The sequence below is a fragment of the Ruminococcus flavefaciens ND2009 genome, from assembly GCF_000621785.1.
Lineage (GTDB): Bacteria > Bacillota > Clostridia > Oscillospirales > Ruminococcaceae > Ruminococcus > Ruminococcus flavefaciens_C.
Genome location: NZ_KK211348.1, coordinates 322,433 through 343,797 on the forward strand (window position 1 = coordinate 322,433; position 21,365 = coordinate 343,797).

A 21,365-nucleotide genomic window follows, 5' to 3' on the forward strand; every position below is an offset into this window, starting at 1 on the left:
ATCATTCATACTGTGCAAGGATACGGACAGCCACCTCCAGACGGGTCTGGCGGTTGTTCATAGCCTGCTTTTCGATGTACTTATGAGCCTGAGGCTCGGTGAACTTCAGGTACTTCATAAGTGTAGTCTTGGCGCGGTTGATAGTGCGCATCTCCTCGATACGGCTGAGAATATCGGAGCTTTCCCTCACACCTGCCATACGCACTCTTGCGGCGATAACGAGCCTTATAGTGCGCTGGAGAAGCTCCCTTGTGACAGGTCTCGCAAGGACGTTTATACCGCTGTCGGATAGCCTGTCCGCGATCTCGTCGGAGACATCGCCGCTGCAAATTAGGATAATGCCTGCGGAGGTAATATCGGCGATCATCTCCGCAAGCTCCTGCCCGAACTCATCGGACAGGGGAGTATTTATAATGACCAGCTCAGGCTCGGCGTCATTCTTGACCAGCCTTCTGGCTTCACTTCCGCTTACAGCTACAGCTATCCTGCCGCAGCCCTCTATCCTCAGGAGCTGTTCTGCAAGCTCCGAGACCTCGGTGTTAGCGGAAACAATAAGTGCTCTTTCCATTTAACTCCTCACACAAACTTGAAGTAGGACATTTCCTCGAACCTGTCCTTATCGTCAGCCTTTTCGTAGTCGCTTATCTGCTGTTTCAGCTGAGCGAAAACGCTGCTTCTTATATCAGCGGACAGAGTGCGCTTTACGAATTCGCTGCTTTCGGCGATAGCGGCAGCCTCCTCCAGAGTGGAGGGCAGGGGCTGGAACAGGTCGCAGTTTTCTCCGCTGTGCATAGCGCTTTCAAAGAGCGAGCAGTCATTGGACTGTATACCCTCTATACCTGCGGCAAGAATGAGCTTGAATGTGATATAGGGGTTGCAGCAGGCGTCAGCGGAGCGTATCTCGATACGGGGAGTAATTCCCACAGGCTTGGGTACTCTTATGAGCTGAGCGCAGTTCTCCGAGGACCAGTTTACGTATTTAGGCGCATAGCCGATGCCGAAGCGCTTATATGAGTTGGTGGTTGAGTTGAGGAAAGCGGTTATCTCTCTCATTCTGCTGAGAACGCCGGAGATAAAGCATTTACCCTCATCGGGCATAGCGTTTATATCGTCCCCGAAGATGTTCTCGCCGCCCTTTTTAAGGCTTATGGAGATACTGAGAGCGCTTCCGTGCTCATCGGGGAGGGGCTTAGGCATAAATGAAGCGAAGAGACCATTCTGAGCGGCAATGGACTTAACTACGGTCTTGTAGTGTACCATATTGTCCGCAGCGGTAATGGGCTCGCTTTCGCGGAACTCTATCTCATTCTGAGCGGGACCGTGCTTATGACATGAGCTTTTGGGGCTCATGCCCATTTCCTCAAGGGAGAGGCATATCTCACGCCTTGCGTTCTCGCACTTATCCAGAGGAGCAACGTCCAGGTAGCCGCCCTTGTCGTGAGGTATCTTAGTAGGTTCGCCGTGTTCGTCCAGTTCAAAGAGGTAGAACTCGCACTTAGTGCCCATTTCACAGGAATATCCGTCCAGACGGAGCTGATTGATATAGTTGGTGAGCTCGGTACGCATATCGCCCACATAGTCGCTTCCGTCGGGATTTTTGAGGGAGCAGAAAAAGCGGACAACTCTGCCTGACTTCGGTCTCCAGGGGAGAACAGAGAGAGTAGAAATATCGGGAACGAGAAGCAGGTCGGAGCAGCCCTCCGCAATACATGAGGCGTCAAAGGGTATGCCGTATTCAAAGGCTCTCGGCAGTTCGTTCGGCATGATAGCCACGTTTTTGAGATTTCCGAACATATCGCAGAAAGTAAGTCTGATAAATTTTACGTCATTCTCTTCAACGAATTTCAGTATCTCTTTAGGAGAAAAGCTCATTGAAAGACCTCCAGTTAATTTATTTCAGGCAGCAGCGTCATTGATGCTGCCTATACAACAAGCTATTACAGTGATAACACACAAATTCTGTTCCTGGTATTTGTGCAATACGCGGAACAGATGTTAATTTTTTATGATATACAACGGTTTTACGTTGTTTTGACCCCGTTTTCTGCCTACTTACAGAAAGGGGTGATAAAAGGTGCTCCGCATCTGAAAAAGGAGACCGCCCGTACAGTACTGTATAAAAGAAACTGACAGTCAGTGCTCACATAGAGAGCATAGCGCACACAAGATTAAAAACGGAAATAAAAATATGGAGCTTGCATTTGGAAGCAGCTTCTTTCAGGCTCATCTGTTTTGCAAAGAGCCTGTAGCCCATTCCCGCAAAGACGGGAAGCAGCACAGCTATGAGGGAGAAAACGGGATTTTCCGAATTCATAGCAATAAAGAACAGTAAAAGCGAGATGAACTCCATTATGACCACCTCGGTGGCAAGAACAGTGCCCGCATTCTTTTTCTCCATGGAGCTTCGCATTCTTGCGTCCGCAAAGATGGCGTCGAACTTGTCATCGGACAGCTTAGGAGGATCCTGCTTTTCATCAGCCTTGCCCGCGAACAGCTCACGGCTCAGCGCAGATGGTTTTTTGCTCTGAGATCTGGCATTTGCCAGCATAGCCTCAACTTTTGCCTCAGCCTCGGACAGGCTGTCTGCCGGTTCGGCAGTCTCCTTGTCTGGTTCGGCAGGGAGAATGTCCTCAGCAAGTCCGGACAAATGCTCCTCAGCAATATCCGCCGATGTATCGGGCTTTGCTCTTTCCTGTTTAACGGGAGGAACAAAGGGCAGAACAGGAGCTGAGTCCTCATGGAAGGTCCTGCGCTTTTTATCGGAGCGCTTATTCTGAGACCTGGCGCTTTCAAACATAGCTGCCACCTTAGCCTCGGCTTCCCTTATCCTTTCAGCCTGCTGCCGGTCGGGGACATTATTCTCTGGCTTATCCTGCATTTTATCCCTCCTGTTGCGGTTTTACTGCTTTAATTACACATTGAAACGGAAGAGAACTATATCTCCGTCCTGCATAACGTACTCCTTGCCCTCGAGGCGCACAAGACCCTTCTCCTTGGCGGCAGCCATGCTTCCGCAGGCTATAAGGTCATCGTAGGAGATTACCTCTGCACGGATAAAGCCCTTCTCAAAGTCGGTATGTATCTTGCCTGCTGCCTGAGGAGCCTTGGTGCCCTTTGTGATAGTCCAGGCGCGGACCTCCTGCTTGCCTGCTGTGAGGTATGAGATAAGACCCAGGAGCGCATAGCCCTCCTTGATGATACGGTTGAGACCCGAGACCTCCAGACCCAGCTCGCTGAGGAACATAGCCTTGTCCTCGTCGCCCATGTCCGAGATCTCAGCCTCTATCTGCGCACAGATGGGCAGAACAGCGGAGTGCTCCTCCTCTGCCAGCTTGCAGACAGCCTTGTAGTTCTCGTTGGTGTCGATATTGTTTGTGAAGTCCTCCTCGCTGAGGTTAGCCGCATATATAACAGGCTTAGCGGAAAGCAGGGGAGTTGACTTTATAAGCTCTCTCTCCTCGTCTGTGAAGTCAAAGCCTCTTGCGGACTTGCCGTTTTCCAGGTGGGACTTGAGTCTCTCAAGGAAGTCTATCTCCGCAAGGTACTTTTTATCGCCCTTGGCAGCCTTCTTTGCGCGGTCGATACGTCTGTCCACCATTTCAATATCGGAGAAGATAAGCTCCAGATTGATGGTCTCGATGTCGCGGAGGGGATTGATGCTTCCGTCAACGTGAATGATATTGGGGTCCTCGAAGCATCTTACAACGTGAACGATGGCGTCCACCTCGCGGATATCCGCAAGGAACTTATTTCCCAGACCTTCGCCCTTTGAAGCTCCCTTTACCAGACCTGCGATGTCAACGAATTCCAGGGTCGCGGGAGTGAACTTATCTGGCTCATACATTTCAGCCAGCTTGTCCAGTCTCTCGTCGGGAACTGAAACTATACCCACATTCTTCTCGATAGTGCAGAAGGGATAGTTTGCTGACTCCGCACCAGCATTGGTGAGAGCGTTGAAAAGAGTGCTTTTGCCCACGTTGGGCAGACCTACCATACCAAGTTTCATATTTATTCTTACCTTTCATATCATATGTTTCCCCGCCGGTAAAGGCGGGGAGAAATAGCTTTTAGTTGCTTGCGTAGGTTGTACGCTTGTTGTTTACCAGCGAGCTTACGTTGGAATTCTGTATCTGGACGTCGCCGTTTTCGGTGCCGATGTCCTTGGGATTGCCTGCATTGACCACCAGTGAAACCTGAGAGTCGATGATGGTGACATTTCCTGTTCCCGCGGAGTCGCCGATACCTGTGACGTCGTCGCCCTCGGAGTCTATGGAGATAACAGCGTCTCTTATCTTGGTGTTGACGCTGCCCTTCATTGCGCCGATAGCTGAGTGCTTGGCGGAGCGCATCTTCATCTCTATCTTGCCCTGCTTGATATAGATACTGCCCTCGCCGTCCTCAAGGACGCCTATTCCCACAGCCTGAGCGCCTGTGCAGGTCATGACTATATCAGCACCTGAGCTGATGGTCGAAATGCCCTTACAGCTTCCGATACCGGTTACACGGTTGCCCGAGATGGTGATGTCCATTGAGCAGTCCTCGCCGATATCGATATTGGCGTCGCCGTTGAAGCTTCCGACAGCGAGACCGTTGTGGGAGTACATATATATCTTTATCTTGCCCGAGCGGAGGTTTATCTCCGAATCGTCATCGTTATAGCCGCCGCCGATACACATGGACTCGACGCTGTTGGAGATTATCTCCAGAGTGCCGCTGAAGTCCACGGTGATGTCGCCGTAGCCGTGGTCGTAGTCATTGCCTATGCCGATACCCTCTGAGGCGTAGCAGTCAATGGTAAGGCTGCCCTTGCCGTTCAGCTCAAACTGTGAGCCCATGGGGACGTAAATTCCCGAGTAGCCCAGCTTGTTTGCCTTTACCACGGTGAGCACCAGTCTTGCGTACTCGCCCACGGAGATAGTGGGCTTGCTGTTACCGCTGGTTATATTGCAGTTTTTCAGCGTCAGCTCACAGCTGTGATTGTCCATGACGGAGATATTCATCTTCACGGGCTTGTCGGGATCGCCGACGATAGTGAGCTTGCTCTGATAAACGTGTATATCGGTATATTTTTCGAGTGCCAGCTTGACAAGATCCAGCTCTGTATCGTTCTGAGCGGCGTATATCTTCTTTACGCCCTCTGGACGGGTCTCAAGGTTGGTCCTGATTATCTCGTCCTTGATGTCAGCGGAAATGCTGTTGAGGAACAGTGGCTTGGGCTTTGAAGTGTAGTAGCCCTGCACCAGGTCAACGCCGAGACGGATAACAGTCTTCAGCTCCTGGAGGGTCTCAACTCCCTCAGCCAGGGATTTCAGCTGATTATCGTGGCAGAACTCTATTACAGATGTTACCAGCTGCTGTTTTTTCAGATCGTTGTGTATATCGCTGATGAGCGAGCGGTCTATCTTGATGTAATCGGGGGAGTAGTGCAGCAGATTTGAGCTGTTGGAATAGCCCGTGCCGTAATCGTCGATAGCCAGCATAGCCCTTGCGAAGCCGCAGCGCTTTTTCAGCGTCTCTATGCCCTTTGCAGAGGAAGCGGACTCCTCCACGATCTCGATGACGGTCTTTTCAAGGAGCTCGCCGTAGGTAAGGTAGAGCTCGTTGAAGTCCTCGTCGGTGAGAAGGTGATTGGGGAGGCAGTTTATGAACAGCTTCCTGTTTTCGAAGATCTGCTGATTGTCGCTGAGGAGCTTCAGTGTGTTGAAGAATGTGAGCTTCTCGATAGCATAGAGGTCGTTCTGAGCCTCACCGATCTTGAGTATCTGCTTGGGAGCCATTTTTATATCGCCTATTGTTCTCATGAGAGCCTCGTAGGCGACTATCTCACCGGTCTGGGTCTCCACTATAGGCTGGAGGTAGTAGGTGAGCAGATTTTCCTGTACTATGCGGGAGAAGGTCTGTGCGTTGCGGTAGGAGTCCTTCTCGCGGACGTAGTTCTCCTCTGAGAACCAGTTGATGACAGAGCGCTTGTCTGTTCTGGCTTCAAAGAGGGCGAACTCGGAATAGTTCACCAGCATATTGAAGTCGGAAGCCTCCTCCGGGAAGGAAGCGCAGCCTATGGAAAGGCTTATGCGGCTCTTGTCGGAAATATCTATTATCTCGCCGAAATCGTCGGTGAGTATGCAGTTCTGTACAGCCTCGTCCATGCTGTTGAGAATGTTGTAAATGCTCATCTTGTCGCAGTCGCAGAAGAACACGCATATCTCATAGTTGGACTTTGAGCCGATTATCAGCGTATCGCTGGCAAAGCTCTTCAGCGCCTCCGCCACAGATGTGATACAGCTGTTGGTGTTGTCAACAGTGAGGTACGAGCCCAGCTTGTCTATGCCGTTAATGTAGATAGTGGCGAGGCAGGCGTGCTGTATCTCGGGAAGTATCTTCTTTATCTTCTGGGAGAAGGAGGGGTAGGAGGGAAGCCTTGTGATGGGATCGTACTCCACGAAGGACTGACGCTCGTTGATGTCGGTTATCTGGCGTGTGAAGTCCTGTACGAAGCCCAGCCACTCATCGCTGCTCTCATAGATGTTCATCTTGATGTAGCGTGAGGTGCTTCCGTCGGTGAATTTATATATATGCTTCTGCCCCTCAACAGGGCTTTTCGAGATCCGCTCAAGAAGGTTGAAGAACTCGAATTCATTGATCTTTTCACTCGGGCATCCGAGCATATGACAGGCTGCGGCGTCGAGATAGGCTGCCTTTTCCTTTGCGATGTAGGTAAACGCACCTATATTCCCTACAAACTGCTGGAATACCTGCCAGTCATGGCTCAGCGCGGGAGGAGTTTTGCTAAAATCGAATATACTCATGCTCGCTCCTTATACCTTGGGTGCCGCAGCGCTCTGCCGCAGCGTATTTCCCCTTGTGTACCTGCTTTTTGAAGGGTCAGCAGGTGACCGTGATAACGTACTTGTTTATACAATTTAATTATACTACATAAGTGCCCGAATGTCAATAAAAAAGCCGCCATTAAAGGCGGCTTGCGATAGTTTTGTTATCAGTCGAGGAAGTCCTTGACTTTCTTGCTTCTGCTGGGGTGACGGAGCTTTCTCAGTGCCTTTGCTTCGATCTGGCGGATACGCTCACGGGTAACGTCAAAGCGCTGACCTACCTCCTCAAGTGTGCGGGATTTGCCGTCCTCAAGACCGAAACGGAGCTTGAGCACCTTTGCCTCACGGTCTGTGAGAGTGGAGAGCACTTCGTTGAGCTGCTCCTTGAGAAGAGTGTGTGAAGCTGCTTCAGCAGGTGCGGGAGCATCATCGTCGGGAATGAAGTCACCGAGATGGCTGTCCTCCTCTTCACCGATAGGAGTCTCAAGGGATACGGGATCCTGTGCAACACGCATGATCTCGCGTACCTTGTCCACAGGCATATTGAGCTTGTCCGCGATCTCCTCGGGGCTGGGGTCATGGCCGTTCTCGTGGAGAAGCTGGCTGGACACCTTCTTTACCTTGGTGATGGTCTCTACCATGTGTACGGGGATACGGATAGTTCTTGCCTGGTCGGCGATAGCACGGGTGATAGCCTGACGTATCCACCATGTTGCATATGTGGAGAACTTGAAGCCCTTGGTGTAGTCGAACTTTTCAACAGCCTTGATAAGTCCCAGATTTCCCTCCTGGATAAGATCGAGGAACTGCATTCCTCTGCCAACATACTTCTTGGCGATGGATACTACCAGTCGGAGGTTTGCTTCCGAAAGGCGCTTCTTTGCGTAGGGATCGCCCTTTGCCATTCTCTGTGCCAGCTCGATCTCCTCCTCGGTGGTGAGCAGGGGAACTCGTCCAATCTCCTTGAGGTAGATCTTTACAGGGTCATCAATGGCGATACCCTCGGTGGAAAGTGCCATTTCGAGGTCGTCTGTCATATTTGAGTCGAGACCGATCTTCAGGTCAGCGTCAAGGTTCATATCCTCGACGATCTCAATGTTGAGATTTTCACAGTTGTCATAGAAGGTATTGATCTGATCAACGTCAAAATCAAGCTCCTCCAGTGCATCGGTTATCTCTTTTGTGGTGAGCTTGCCGTTGGTCTTGCCCTGTTCCATCAGGGCTTCGATGGTGTTCTTCTTTTCCATAATCTTATATCCTCCTATTTGTTTTTGGAACGGAACAGCTCAAGCAGCTCGTCGTTGCTAAGCTCTCCGTCAGCCGCGGGTCTGTTTTCTTTCAGCACCTTTGCGCAGTCTGCCACAACGTCCAGCGTTACGGCTACTTCGCGCTTTTTTGCTGCTATTCCGCTTATTCTTCCCATTTCCTCCGTGGAAAATTCGTCCGAGAGAAGGGAAATGGAAAATCTGTCGGAATTCTTCATTCGCTCCAGAAGTGCTCTGTATACCTTCTTGTTGAAGGCGGTCACGAAGCAATCTGCGGGAGCCAGCTTCTCAACGTCCTCGTATTCCTGGGGACGCATGAGCAGATAGCTTATTATAGTCTCCTCGGCGCGCGCCTGCTTCTTGTTGCTGACAGCGTCGGGGTTTATATCGTCGCGTATGTATGAGGTCTTTGCCTTGATATTGCGCCATTCGTTCTTCTTGGCGCTGCTGCTGTTCTTTTTCAGCATGGCGTCGATGTGGGTCTTCAGCACCTGCACGGGTATGTCGCACTTCTTGGACGTCCGGGAGATGTAGACCTCTCGCTCCAGAGGCGATTCTATGCCTGCAAGCACCTTTGAGGTGCGCTTCAGCAGCTCTACTCTGCCTATGTCTGTGGTGAGGTCGAGACCCTCCTCACACTTGTCCAGCATGAAGTCATTTGCGTCGTTGGAGCCGTCAAGGAGCATACGGAAGCGGTCTCTGCCGAACTTCTTTATGAACTCGTCGGGGTCCTTGGCGCCCTCCATGTGGATTATCTTTGTGCGCAGTCCTACGTCGGCGAAGTGGTTTATGGCTTTCTGGGTCGCCTTCTGTCCTGCGCCGTCGCTGTCGTAGGCGACTATGACCTCCTCGGCGTAATGGCTTATGAGCCGCGCCTGATCTGGAGTTATAGCGGTTCCCAGGGTGGCCACCACATTATCGAAGCCTGCCTGGTTTACGGCGATGACGTCCATGTAGCCCTCGCATAGTATCAGACGCTTGGCGTTTGAATTCTTGGCAAAGTTCATGGAGAAAAGGTTGGAGCCTTTGTCGAATACGGGAGTTTTTCCCGTGTTCAGGTACTTTGGCTGGGAGTCGTCAAGGACTCGTCCGCCGAAGCCTATTATATTGCCGCGAAGGTCGATGATAGGGAACATGACCCTCTTGCGGAACATATCAAATATCCTGCTATTCTTGCTGCCTGCCAGCCATGCGTCCACGATCTCATCATCGGTGTAGCCCTTGGAGCGGAGATGATCGGTGAGTGCATTCCAGGAGTCCGAGGCATAGCCGAGACCGTACTTCTTTATGGTCTGGGGAGTCAGCTTTCGGTTTGCGAAATACTGCAATCCCGTCTTGTCGGGACCCTTGAACAGGTTGGTGTAGAAGAAGTTGGCGGCAAGGCGGTTCATCTCGTAGATACGGGTCTTGCGCTTTGCGTAGCCGCTGTCCTTCTGTCCGTATTCCGGGACTTCCATGCCCGACCTTTGTGCCAGGAGCTTTACGGCTTCGGAAAAGTCCAGGTTCTCGATCTTCATGGTGAAGGTGATAACGTCACCGCCTGCGCCGCAGCCGAAGCAGTAGAAGCTCTGGGTGTCGGTGAATATGGTGCAGGAGGGGGTCTTTTCCGAGTGGAAGGGGCAGGAGCAGACGTAGTTCCGCCCTCGCCTTATGAGGTTCACATAGCCGCCCATGACAGTTTCTATGGGGTTGGCATTTCGCAGGTTGTAGAGAAATTCATCGTTACGGGGCATAGTTCCCTCACTTCCAGAATTTCGGGACGAACAGCTCGGTGTACAGATCGACTGCGTATTCGTCGCTCATGCCCGAGATATAGTCGCAGACCGCTCTGTCTGCATCGGAATTTTTCATTATATTGCGGTACTCATCGGGAAGCTTGTCGCTGTGTTCGATGAAGTAGGCGTAAAGCTTTCTCACCAGCTGCTCAGCCTTGCCCTCCTCCTGCTTTGCGGCAGGATTGGTGTAGACTCTCTCAAACATGAAACGCTTGAGGTCGTCGTGCGCCTTGCGTATATTGGGAGCGAAGTCTATATCAACAGCTCCGTGCTCTATGACAGATGCGATGAGGGTGGTGATACGCTGTGTTTTTGTTCTGCCCAGTGTCCTTACGCAGTCTCTCGGCAGATCGTCATTGCTGAGTATGCCTGCGCGTATAGAGTCCTCGATGTCGTGGTTTATGTAGGCGATAGTGTCGGCAAGTCGGACTATATTGCCCTCCTTGGTATCCGCTGTCATGTTGGTGTGGCAGAGTATGCCGTTGCGGACTGCATGGGTGAGATTCAGTCCCTTGCCCTTTTTTTCCACTACCTCAACTACGCGGAGACTCTGCTCGTAATGCTTGAAGCCGTGGGGGCAGATGTCATTCAGGGTCTTTTCTCCGCAGTGACCGAAGGGGGAGTGCCCCAGATCGTGACCTAAGGCTATCGCCTCGGTGAGATCCTCGTTGAGCCGCATTCCGCGGGAAATAGTCCTCGCTATCTGCGCTACTTCGAGAGTATGGGTGAGGCGGGTCCTGTAGTGGTCGCCCACGGGGGAAAGGAATACCTGGGTCTTACGCTTGAGCCGGCGGAAGGAGTTGCAGTGCAGTATGCGGTCGCGGTCACGCTGGAATTCCGTGCGGTAGGGGCACTTTTCCTCATATCGGTCACGCTTTGTGCCTTCCTCGTCAACGCTGGAACAGGCGTACTTGCTGAGAATACCTGCTTCGCTGATCTCTATCTGTTCGCGGACTGTCATACTATCTCTCCTCCCTGACTGTTTATTGGCAAAAATGCAGTGAAAAACCGTGTACAGCGAAATTCTCCACTGTACACACGGACAGCCTTAAAACTGCCTCTATATACTTATACTAAAACGGGACAAAAAACCCTTTATTTTTCTTTGGAAATTTTTTTCACCGAGGAAAAATCCTCGTAAAGCTCTCCGCAGTCCTCTATGAAAGCGGTGCAGTTGGTGGCTTCCGTAAGCTCCTTTTTCAGGGCGTCAAGCTTCTCGGAGAGGACAAGTATCTCCAGTGTGACATCGCTGCCGAAATCTGAGTTAACCGTGATGGTGTCAAAATTGGGCAGGAGATAGGAGATCTTGCCGTACATACCGTAGTCTGCGGATATTTTCAGACGGTGGCAGAGACACATATCCATGATGTGGGCTGCGTCGCAGGCAAGGGAAGCTGCGTGGGAATAGGCTCTCACCAGTCCGCCGCCCCCCAGGAGTATGCCGCCGAAGTAGCGGGTGACTACCACGCATACATCGGTGAGCCCTCGCTTTTTCAGCACGTCAAGCACGGGGACTCCCGCAGTGCCCTGAGGCTCGCCGTCGTCGGAATATCGGGAAATATTGTCCTCGCGGAGTATGTAGGCGTAGACGTTGTGTCTTGCCTTGCGGTGCTCCGCCTTTATGGAGTTTATGAAGGCTACTGCCTCGTCATTGGTCTTTACGGGGGCAATATAGCCGATGAACTCCGAGCGCTTCTCAATGAACGAAGCCTTGGCATTTTCAGAAATTGTCAGATAGTTCATAAATACTTACCTATGTACGAAAAGCCCCGTCATTGACGGGGCCTTGTGACTTATTTGTCCATATTGAAACGCTTCTTGAATCTGTCAACACGTCCGCCTGTATCAACAAGCTTCTGCTTACCAGTATAGAAAGGATGGCACTTTGAGCAGATTTCAACCTTGATGTTTTCCTTTGTAGACATAGTCTCGATCACGTTACCGCAGTGGCAGGTAATTGTGGTCTTCTTGAACTCAGGATGGATTCCCTCTTTCACGATTTTCACCTCTTTACAATAATTTGTAGATCGTGCAGCCCATCATTTCCTTTAGACAGTAGTGCCGAATATACATTACAGTAATTAATTATATCACACTGTCCCGTGTGTGTCAAGGGGACATGAATATATTTTTATGATTTAACTTTAGGCTATCAGCCGTGGGTCTTTGAGTAGCCGTTCTCGAACTCTGCGTCCTTATCGTAGGCTGACAGCTCCTCGGCAGTGATGTCGGCTTTGCCGTCGAAACGGTAGTACCTGCCGCTTTCGGCTGTAAAGACTATGACACAGTAGTCCTCATCGTCTATGCCATTGGGGTAGTACTTTTCGTCGCCTTCGTTCCAGAGAAGCTCCTTGTGGGCTCTTTCACGGCTCACCTCGGCTTTTCCGTAAAGGCAGACTCCTTCAAAGGTCTCGTCATCGGAGAAGTAAAGGCAGGCTGTGCCGTTTTTCAGCAGCTCCCGTACGTGGGAGGAGCTTGTGTTGGTGGATATAAGGTGCTGTCCCAGCCCCTTGTGCCAGACGCAGAACACCCGGCGGATATTCTGCCTTCCCTCTGAGTCGGTGTAGCCCAGGGAGGCAAACAGGGAACGGTCTATAAGTGACTTTATCTCGCGGAGTTCCATTGACTTCTCCTTTCTCGCATTGAGCAGGGGATTCTTACTTCAGCAGTGCTTCGATCTTCTTCAGTGCTTCGTCCTTGTTCTTGCTGTCCTTGATGATCTGAATTATTGCCTTTATCATCACCATTGTTGTTTCCTGCATATCGCTCATACTTCCTCCTTCATAGATGTTTGAATTTATTTTTAACAATAAAAGGGGACAGACTTTCGTCCATCCCCCTAATTTTTCTGTATTGAATTGAAGATCACTTCATGCTCTGTGTAAAATCGGCATAGATCTGCTGCTCAATGACCTCGGCTTCTGCTCTTGTGGGTGCCTTGGCTGTTATATATGTCTTTATCTTGGGCTCTGTACCAGAGGGACGAACTATTGCCTTGCAGCCGCCCTCAAGATAGAATGCAAGTACGTTGGACTTGGGAAGTGTCAGCTCCTTGACCTCGCCTGTTGCGATGTTCTTGGAGGTGCTTGCCTTGTAGTCCTCGAAGCGCTCAACCTTCAGTCCGCCGATAGCAGTGGGGTGGTTCTCGCGGAGACCTGTCATGATCTCCTCCATGTGCTTCATGCCGCTCTCGCCCTCAAACTGGAAGCTGTAGAGGGTCTGGAGGAACATTCCGTACTTCTTGTACATATTTTCTCTTGCCTGCATGAGGGTGATGCCCTGTGTGCGGTAGTAAGCTGCCATTTCGCAGATGAGCATTGATGCGTCAACGGCGTCCTTGTCTCTTACATAGCTGCCGGAGAGGTAGCCGTAGCTCTCCTCAAAGCCGAATACATAGCGGTCCTCCTCGCCCTTTGCCTCAAGGAAGCCGATCTGCTCGCCTATGAACTTGAAGCCTGTGAGAACGTCGATTATCTCTACACCATACTCCTTGCCGATGAGGTTTACGATGTCTGTTGTTACAATGGTCTTTACGGCAATGGGGTTCTTTGGCATTGTGCCCTTCTTTATGCGCTGCTCGCAGATGTACTCCAGAAGCATCGCGCCTACCTCGTTTCCTGAGAACAGTGCGTAGCCGCCCTTTCCGTCGGGAACTGCGATACCTACACGGTCACAGTCGGGGTCTGTTGCAAGAAGAAGATCGGGCTTTACCTTGTCGCAGTAGCTCAGTCCAACCTGGAGTGCCTCGCGGATCTCGGGATTCGGATAGGGGCAGGTGGTGAAGTTGCCGTCGGGGTTCTCCTGTTCCTTTACTACTGTAACGTCGGTGATGCCGATGCGCTTCAGTATCTCGCGGACAGGCTTGTTTCCTGTGCCGTTGAGGGGAGTGTATACCACCTTGAGTCCGCTTGTGGGACAGAGGTCTGTGTTGATGCCCTCTGCAAGAACGCGCTTGTAGAAGTCCTCGATGATGTCCTCGCCGATGTATTTGATGTTGCCCTTGGCTAACTCTTCGTTGAAGTCGGAAGTCTTTACGCCTGTGAATACGTCCAGTGAATTGATCTTGTCAAGGATTATCTCTGCACCCCTGAGTGTGATCTGGCAGCCGTCCTCGCCGTATACCTTGTAGCCGTTATACTTTGCGGGGTTATGGCTGGCTGTTACCATGATACCGCCCTGGCACTTCAGTGCGCGTACTGCCCATGAGAGGCAGGGTGTAGGCATCAGCTCTCTATATATATGTACCTTTATTCCGTTTGCTGCAAGTACCTCTGCGGCAGCCTTTGAGAACACGTCGCTCTTGATGCGGCTGTCGTAGGAGATCGCTACGCTGGGGTTGTCATACTCCTGGTTGAGGTAGTCTGCAAAGCCCTGTGTTGCGCGTCTTACGGTGTATATGTTCATGCGGTTGGTTCCTGCGCCGATAACGCCTCTCAGTCCGCCTGTACCGAATTCAAGATCGCGGTAGAATCTATCGTTTATAGCTTCGCTGTCGCCCCTGATCTCTTCGAGCTCAGCTTTAAGGTCGGGATCCTCCTTGGCGTTCTTGCACCAAAGGTCATAAAGTTCCATTTCTGACATTAATAATACCTCCTGAACAGATATATAGTTATTATAGCACATTTGGGAGGTTTTGGGAATAGCTTTTTTTAAAATGATAAAAAAATTATGATTTAACAAGTTCACAATTAGAGATTGTGGTCTATAAACCGCCGTTTTACAACTGACATATCATTTTTTTATGATTGTATTATAAAATGTATATATTACTTTGGGTATACGGCACATGGCGGTTTTTCCGTTACTCAGGGGACGCCTTCTCTTACAAGGCGTCCCCTCTTCAAAAACAGTCCACTGGACTGTTTTTGAATTCACCCTTTGCGAGGCGCCTGACGTAATAAGGGGCGCTGCCCCTTGGACCCTGCCAGAGGCGCTGCCTCTGGACTCTGCCAAAGGAACACAGTCCCTTTGGAATCCCGTTAATAGCGGGGGAGTACTAAGCACTAAACAAAAATGCCCCGAAGCACTGGGCTTCGGGGCGGTGTATCAGTCGCCGAAGGATACTCCGATGTCGCGGGCTGCGATAACCAGGTGGTTCTCGGTGTCCACGAATTTGGTCTTTCCTGCTATGTCCTCAAGCTTGTTTGAGGTTATCTTGTTGCCGATCTTGGCTACTGTTCTGCCATAGCGCTCCTTGGCTATGAGGTATGCGGCATGAACTCCGAACTGGGTGGAGAGCACACGGTCGTAAGCACTGGGAGCTCCGCCTCTCAGCATATGTCCCGGAACGCAGACCCTTGCTTCAAGTCCTGTGTTGGACTGTATCTGGGCGGCAATGCGGCTCGTGGCGGTGAGTATTCCTGCCTCGGCACGCTTCTTTGCACGCTCCTTTTTCTTCATCTTCGCTTCGTTGATGTCGAAAGCTCCCTCTGCTACGGCAACTATTGAGAAGGTCTTGCCGCTGGCACTTCTTGCCATTACTGCGTCGCAGATCTTGTCGATGTCGTAGGGAATCTCGGGAATGATGATAACATCAGCTCCGCCTGCGATACCTGCGTTGAGGGTCAGCCAGCCTGCCTTGTTGCCCATTATCTCGCAGAGGAGAACTCGGGAGTGGCTTGCAGCTGTGGTGTGGAGTCGGTCAAGGACATCGGTCGCTATGTCCACTGCGGTGTGGAAACCGAAGGTAACGTCTGTACCGTAAATGTCATTGTCGATGGTCTTGGGGAGCCCTATTACGTTGAGTCCCTCATCAGACAGCAGCTTGGAGGTCTTGTGGGTGCCGTTTCCGCCAAGGGTCAGCAGGCAGTCCAGCTTCTGCTTCCTGTAGGTCTCCTTCATGTTCTTGACCTTGTCGATGTTGTCCTCGCCGATGACCTGCATCATCTTGAAGGGCTGGCGCTTGGTGCCGAAGATAGTTCCGCCCTGGGTCAGGATACCCGAGAAGGAGGAGGGGGACATATCCTTGCAGAGATTGTTGATAAGTCCGTAGTAGCCGTTGGAAATACCTACTATCTCTACATTGTCCTCGCCGAAACGCTCGTAGCAAGCCTTTGCCACGCCTCTTATGGTTGCGTTGAGTCCCGGGCAGTCGCCGCCGCTTGTGAGGATTCCTATTCTTCTTTTCATGTTTATGACCTCCGTTTGCTTTATGTTGTGAAGTTCACACTGAACTTATCTTTTTTTGGGAGAGAGAGCCTTCTTTTCGTCCATATCGAAGTACTCCTGTATCTTCTCCGGCGGCATGGGCTTTCCGTAGAGATAGCCCTGTGCGTAGTCACAGCCTGCCATTCGGAGTATGGACTCCTGGACGTTGTTCTCTATACCCTCTGCGATAGTCTCTATCTTCTTGGACTTGGCTATGCGTATTACCGCAGAAACTATCTCATAGGCAATGTTGTCGTGCTCAATGTCGGTTATGAATGAGCGGTCCAGCTTCAGCAGGGTGATGGGGAGTATCTGGAGATAGCTCAGTGAGGAGTATCCCGTTCCGAAGTCGTCCATCGCCAGCTTTACGCCAAGGTCGCGGAGCTTGTTCATCTGGTCCACCGCAAAGTCTATGTCACTGAGAGCAAGGGTCTCGGTGAGCTCTACCTCGAGCCACTGAGGATCCAGTCCCGATCTTGCCAGTGCCTCGAATACCTTGTCCTTCAGGTCTGTCTGATAGAAGTCGGAGGAGGCGAAGTTTATTGACATAACTATGCTGGGATAGCCCATTTTCTGCCAGAGCTTGTTCTGGCGGCAGCCCTCGTTGAGTACGAATTCACTGATGCGTCCGATGAGGTGTGAGCTCTCGGCGATAGGCACGAAGGCATCCGGCTTTACTATGGTGCCGTCGGGCTTTATCCAGCGGATAAGCGCCTCTACGCCCATAAGTCTGCCTGTTGCCAGGTCTATCTTGGGCTGGTAGAACAGCTGGAGCTCGTTGTTGTCGATGGCAAGTGCCAGGGACTTCTCAAGCTCGGTGTTGCCGATGATGGAGTCGTGCATACTGGGCTCATAGCCGCATATGCTGCCTGTGCCGTCGCTGGATTTCAGCGCGAACTCTGCGTGCTCCATTACGTCAAGGAAGGAATTGCCGTCCTCGGGCATTTTGGAGTAGCCCGCAGAGCAGGTGAGGCTGATGCTGGCAAGCTCTTCAACTGCAAGCTTGGAGAACTCCTCCTGTATGGACTTTACTGTTCTCGTAGGCATTTCGTCGTCGCCGTAGTCTCTCAGCAGAAGGGCGAAGTTATCGCCGCTTATTCTTGCTGCAAGTCCGCCGGGAGTTACGAATTTATACAGGATATGTGCAAAGTTTTTCAGCACATAGTTTCCGTTGCTGTAGCCTATGGTGTCGTTGATGATGTGGAAGCGGTCGATGTCCAGGACTATCATCCAGAAGGAGTAGCCCAGCACCTTGCATGAGTCGTATATCTCCTGACCTGTGCCCACCAGCTTGTTGCGGTTGGCGATGTCGGTGACTTCGTCAATGTAAGCCAGACGCTCGATGAGAACGTCCTTCTCGTGCTCCTGTGTAACGTCGATGACCGCTCCTCCGAACAGGGGCAGGGTATTGCCTGTGCCTGCGATGGACTTGAAGCGGTAGGAGTACCAGCGGTATGAGCCGTCGGCGCTGCGGAGCCTTATCTCGATGTTCTTTATCTCGGAAAGATCTTCACTGCGGACTGCTCCGTCAAACTGTATCCTGTCATTTGGGTGCACCAGCGAGCGGAACTCGTTGATGTTGATAGTGCCTGTTCTGAGCCCCAGCATTCGCATGAGCTCCGGTGAGGCGCGGAATATCTTCCTGTCGGTGCTCATGATGAGTCCGATCTCGGCAAGCTCCATTGAGGAGTGGAAGAAGTCGTTGGCGCTGGCAAGGTTCACCCTCATCTTCTTCAGCTCTGTGAGGTTGAAGCCTGTGCTCAGGTACACCGACTGCTTGCGGTACTTCTTGACGGGGGAGGTGCTCCAGGCTATGGAGACCAGTGTGCCCTTGGGATTGCGGAAGCTGGACTCATATGAGTTGCTGCCCGCTATCTTCATCAGTGCCGATGCGTCTGGAGAGTTTATGCCGAATGCAGTCCAGACTGCCTCCTTCTTGTCGGAGCGGTCTGCGGTTATGCCCAGCAGGTCGCGGAGCTTCTTGTTTATGAATACATAGGAGAAGTTGTCAGACCAGATTATCATCTCGGTGTTCAGGTCCTCGATTATCTTGGTAATGTCCTTCTCGTCTATGGACGTTCTCTTGCTCTTATATATATAGGTAGAGAGGGCGAGTATCAGCGTGGCGCATACAATGGTGCATAAATATATGATAAGCGTTTCCGTTGCATACTGCGGTCTCATGATGCAGTATCCTATGACAAGCGAGCTTGCGGCTACTATGATAAGTGCTGCTGCAAGCGGATTGAAGTGCCTTTTCAAACCGGACTTCTTTTTCATAGAAACCGCCTCCCTTCATACACAAATATTCAAATATATTATAGCAAAAATAGCCTAAAATGTCAATCGAAAATTCAGGACAGCTAACAAATTTGATAAAATTGACGGAAAATTACAAGAAAATTTCACGTAATATACACTTTTGCCTGATATAATGTTATAATATAAACGGAGTAAGGGTGACAGACTGCTCTTTTTATTGTATGTTTATAATGCCCAAACAAACGGAGGTAAATATTATGGCACACATCCTGGTCGTTGATGACGAAATAAATATAAGAAAGGTCGTTCGTGAATACGCTGAATTTGAGGGTTATGAGGTAACAGAAGCCGAAAACGGCATGGAGGCTGTCAACCTCTGTCATGAAAATGATTACGACCTTATCATCATGGACATCATGATGCCCAGACTTGACGGTTATTCCGCTTGCAAGGAGATACATAAGACAAAGAATATCCCCGTTATCATGCTCTCTGCAAGAGGCGAGGAGTACGATAAGCTCTTCGGCTTCGAGATAGGTGTTGATGATTATGTGGTCAAGCCCTTTTCTCCAAAGGAGCTCATGGCAAGAGCAAAGGTGGTAATGAAGCGCAATGCAGCTCCTGCTGCTCCCGCTGTTCAGGAAAAATTCTCCTTCGAGGGACTTGAGGTGGACATCGCCGGACGTGAGGTATATGTCAACGGTGAGAAGGCTTCCATGACTCCCAAGGAGTATGACCTGCTCTTCTATCTTGTTAAGAATAAAAATATCGCCCTCTCAAGGGACAAGCTCCTTGAAGAGGTATGGGGCTATGACTTCTTCGGCGATGACAGAACTGTTGACACGCATATAAAAATGCTCAGAAACAGCCTCGGAGAATACCGCAAGTTCATCGTTACGCTGAGAGGAATGGGGTATAAGTTTGAAGCGAATTAAGCCTTTCAGGCATCTTCCCAGCAGAGTACCGCTGAGAGCTACGGTGTGTATATACTTCATGCTGTTCACTATCATCGTTTTCGCTCTGCTGTGGATATTCCAGATCTTTTCCCTCGAAAAGCTGTATGAGAGCATGAGGATACGCTCGGCGGCGAAAAGTATGGACGTTATCGCCGCTTCTTACTCCAACGACAGCAAGGCGGATTTCTATGATACTGTCAATGAGACCGCCCTCAATAACGATATTTGTGTACTGGTGCTGGATAAATACTGCCGCCCTGTCAAGAAAAAGCACGTCATCGGCGACTGTATCATCCACGACAGGGGAAATGAGAATATTGCCCTGTGTCAGATGATAGACTCTTCCGAAAATGGTGTGGTCAGGTTCAAGGACAGAAATCCCCGAAGCGGCTATGATATGCTCATTTATGGGTGCAGGCTGGAGTCGGACGGAGAGACCGACGGCTATCTGCTCATTAATTCGGTCCTCGTTCCTGTGGGGGCTACGGTGGACATCATCAAGCATCAGCTCATGATAATCACACTCATTCTCATTCTCTTCTCGTTTATACTGTCCCTTTACCTGGCAAGGCGTATCGCTATGCCTATCGACAGGATAACCAAGTCGGCGGAACAGCTGGCTAAGGGCGACTTCAAGACAAAGTTCGACGGAAGGGGATACCTTGAGGCGAAACAGCTGGCAGACGCCCTTATCTACGCGGAGAATGAGCTCTCTAAGGTGGATACCATGCAGAGAGACCTTATCGCAAATGTGTCCCATGACCTGAGGACTCCGCTGACCATGCTGAAAGCCTATGCGGAAATGATACGCGATCTCTCCGGCGATAACCCCGTGAAGCGCAATGAACACCTCGAAATCATAATCAGTGAGACAGACCGTCTGGCGCTCCTGGTAAACGATATGTTGGACCTCTCGAAGCTGGAGAGCGGCAAGCAGAAGCTCAATCCTACGGAATTCGACATCAGTGCAAAGCTGAGCGAGATAATGGACCGCTTCAAGGGGCTTTCCGAGAAAAACGGCTATCAGATTCACTTCACTCCCGATGAGGAGAGAACGGTTTGCTGCGATGTGGTGAAGATAGAACAGGTCATCTATAACCTTATCAATAACGCCATAAACTACACGGGCGAGGACAAGCAGGTCTTTGTGCGCCAGATAAATCAGCCCGATGGCGTTCTCGTCGAGGTGGAGGACACCGGCGACGGTATCGAGGAGGACAAGATAAAGCTTATCTTCGATAAGTACTACCGTTCCGAGAACCATAAGAGAGAGGTCGTGGGTACAGGTCTGGGTCTGTCTATCGTTAAGGCTGTGCTGAAAATGCACAACTATGACTACGGTGTACGCAGTACACTGGGAAAAGGCTCCACATTCTGGTTCAAGATAAGTGATGTGAAAGAAAAATGATAAAAGCGGTTTTTACCGATTTTTACGGCACTCTTGCTCATGAGGACGGAGAGATCGTAAAGAGGATATCCGAGGAAATATTCGATACGGGTAAGGCAGATGACATTTCGGATATTGGTGCGTACTGGTGGGAAAGCTTTCAAAGCCTGTTCAGCAGCTCTTACGGTGAGGATTTCCGCACTCAGCGTGAACTGGAATATACTTCCCTTGAGGATACGATAAAGCATTTCTGTTCAAAAGCAGATGCAGGAAAGCTCAGCGAGCTTATGTTCAGTCACTGGCAGAAGCCGCCTGTGTTCGCTGATACCTTGCCTTTCTTTGAGAAATGTCCAGTTCCTGTCTGTATAGTATCAAATATCGACAGATGTGATGTTATGTCGGCACTCGATCACATCGGTGTAAAGCCTCGGGGGATATTCACAAGCGAGGACGCACGTTCATATAAGCCGCGAAAGGAGCTTTTCCTTTATGCACTGAATAAAACGGGTTTAGCTCCCGATGAAGTTATTCACGTCGGCGACTCGCTGAGCAGCGATGTTAAAGGAGCGGAGTCGGCAGGCATAAAAGCTGTCTGGCTCAACCGCGGCGGCAGGGAGGTTCCCGAGGGTGTGAACTCTGTCGGAGTTCTGACGGAACTGTTTCCGTTCCTGTGAACTTGTAAAGAGTTATGTAATGGCACGAAGTGTGATAACAGGCGATAATTCGTAGAGGCGAAATTACAGTTG

17 protein-coding genes are annotated in these 21,365 nt (G+C 50.7%); 3 read left to right on the forward strand and 14 right to left on the reverse strand.

Features of this window, described 5'->3' with window-relative positions:
• Window position 1 precedes the first annotated feature (1 nt).
• From T488_RS0114275 to T488_RS0114350, 14 genes are all read right to left on the reverse strand, one after another.
• Window positions 2–568 (reverse strand): ANTAR domain-containing response regulator, encoded by a 567-nt coding sequence (locus T488_RS0114275; protein WP_028521385.1) that lies wholly within the window; start codon window positions 566–568, stop codon window positions 2–4.
• Window positions 569–576: 8 nt separating this feature from the next.
• Window positions 577–1,872 (reverse strand): glutamine synthetase family protein, encoded by a 1,296-nt coding sequence (locus T488_RS0114280; protein ID WP_028521386.1) that lies wholly within the window; start codon window positions 1,870–1,872, stop codon window positions 577–579.
• Window positions 1,873–2,140: 268 nt separating this feature from the next.
• Entirely contained in the window at window positions 2,141–2,878 is a 738-nt protein-coding gene (locus T488_RS0114285; RefSeq protein ID WP_028521387.1) for a hypothetical protein, read from the reverse strand.
• A 33-nt stretch (window positions 2,879–2,911) separates the two neighbouring features.
• Window positions 2,912–4,006 (reverse strand): redox-regulated ATPase YchF, encoded by a 1,095-nt coding sequence (gene ychF, locus T488_RS0114290; protein ID WP_028521388.1) that lies wholly within the window; start codon window positions 4,004–4,006, stop codon window positions 2,912–2,914.
• 61 nt (window positions 4,007–4,067) lie between these two features.
• On the reverse strand, window positions 4,068–6,806 hold the full coding sequence (locus T488_RS0114295) for a GGDEF domain-containing phosphodiesterase (RefSeq protein WP_028521389.1): 2,739 nt from the start codon (window positions 6,804–6,806) through the stop codon (window positions 4,068–4,070).
• 188 nt (window positions 6,807–6,994) lie between these two features.
• The gene (gene rpoD, locus T488_RS0114305; protein ID WP_037298352.1) at window positions 6,995–8,074 is read right to left on the reverse strand and encodes an RNA polymerase sigma factor RpoD; all 1,080 of its coding nucleotides are present in this window, start codon (window positions 8,072–8,074) and stop codon (window positions 6,995–6,997) included.
• Between the two features lie 14 nt (window positions 8,075–8,088).
• Entirely contained in the window at window positions 8,089–9,825 is a 1,737-nt protein-coding gene (gene dnaG / locus T488_RS0114310) for a DNA primase (protein WP_028521391.1), read from the reverse strand.
• 7 nt (window positions 9,826–9,832) lie between these two features.
• A complete protein-coding gene (locus tag T488_RS0114315) occupies window positions 9,833–10,828 on the reverse strand; it encodes a deoxyguanosinetriphosphate triphosphohydrolase (RefSeq protein ID WP_028521392.1) in 996 nt (331 codons plus the stop codon).
• A gap of 134 nt (window positions 10,829–10,962) precedes the next feature.
• Complete coding sequence (locus tag T488_RS0114320; RefSeq protein WP_028521393.1) at window positions 10,963–11,610, reverse strand: YigZ family protein; 648 nt, start codon at window positions 11,608–11,610, stop codon at window positions 10,963–10,965.
• A gap of 50 nt (window positions 11,611–11,660) precedes the next feature.
• A complete protein-coding gene (rpmE, locus tag T488_RS0114325; RefSeq protein WP_019678077.1) occupies window positions 11,661–11,864 on the reverse strand; it encodes a 50S ribosomal protein L31 in 204 nt (67 codons plus the stop codon).
• 155 nt (window positions 11,865–12,019) lie between these two features.
• Window positions 12,020–12,490: a pyridoxamine 5'-phosphate oxidase family protein gene (locus T488_RS18195; protein ID WP_051536495.1), complete on the reverse strand. Its 471-nt coding sequence runs from the start codon at window positions 12,488–12,490 to the stop codon at window positions 12,020–12,022.
• A 242-nt stretch (window positions 12,491–12,732) separates the two neighbouring features.
• Window positions 12,733–14,448 (reverse strand): phospho-sugar mutase, encoded by a 1,716-nt coding sequence (locus T488_RS0114340; RefSeq protein ID WP_028521394.1) that lies wholly within the window; start codon window positions 14,446–14,448, stop codon window positions 12,733–12,735.
• Between the two features lie 465 nt (window positions 14,449–14,913).
• Window positions 14,914–15,996: a 6-phosphofructokinase gene (locus tag T488_RS0114345; RefSeq protein WP_028521395.1), complete on the reverse strand. Its 1,083-nt coding sequence runs from the start codon at window positions 15,994–15,996 to the stop codon at window positions 14,914–14,916.
• A gap of 45 nt (window positions 15,997–16,041) precedes the next feature.
• Window positions 16,042–18,294 (reverse strand): putative bifunctional diguanylate cyclase/phosphodiesterase, encoded by a 2,253-nt coding sequence (locus T488_RS0114350; protein ID WP_028521396.1) that lies wholly within the window; start codon window positions 18,292–18,294, stop codon window positions 16,042–16,044.
• Window positions 18,295–18,533: 239 nt separating this feature from the next.
• Between T488_RS0114350 and T488_RS0114355 the strand changes: the two genes are divergently transcribed.
• The 3 genes from T488_RS0114355 to T488_RS0114365 are packed head-to-tail and all read left to right on the forward strand — an operon-like array spanning window position 18,534 to window position 21,293.
• A complete protein-coding gene (locus T488_RS0114355; RefSeq protein ID WP_028521397.1) occupies window positions 18,534–19,211 on the forward strand; it encodes a response regulator transcription factor in 678 nt (225 codons plus the stop codon).
• Window positions 19,198–20,640: a sensor histidine kinase gene (locus T488_RS0114360; protein ID WP_242838357.1), complete on the forward strand. Its 1,443-nt coding sequence runs from the start codon at window positions 19,198–19,200 to the stop codon at window positions 20,638–20,640. Before T488_RS0114355 ends, T488_RS0114360 begins: the two co-directional genes overlap by 14 nt.
• Window positions 20,637–21,293: an HAD family hydrolase gene (locus tag T488_RS0114365; RefSeq protein WP_028521399.1), complete on the forward strand. Its 657-nt coding sequence runs from the start codon at window positions 20,637–20,639 to the stop codon at window positions 21,291–21,293. The genes T488_RS0114360 and T488_RS0114365 overlap by 4 nt, the downstream gene beginning before the upstream one ends.
• The last annotated feature ends 72 nt before the right edge of the window (window positions 21,294–21,365 follow it).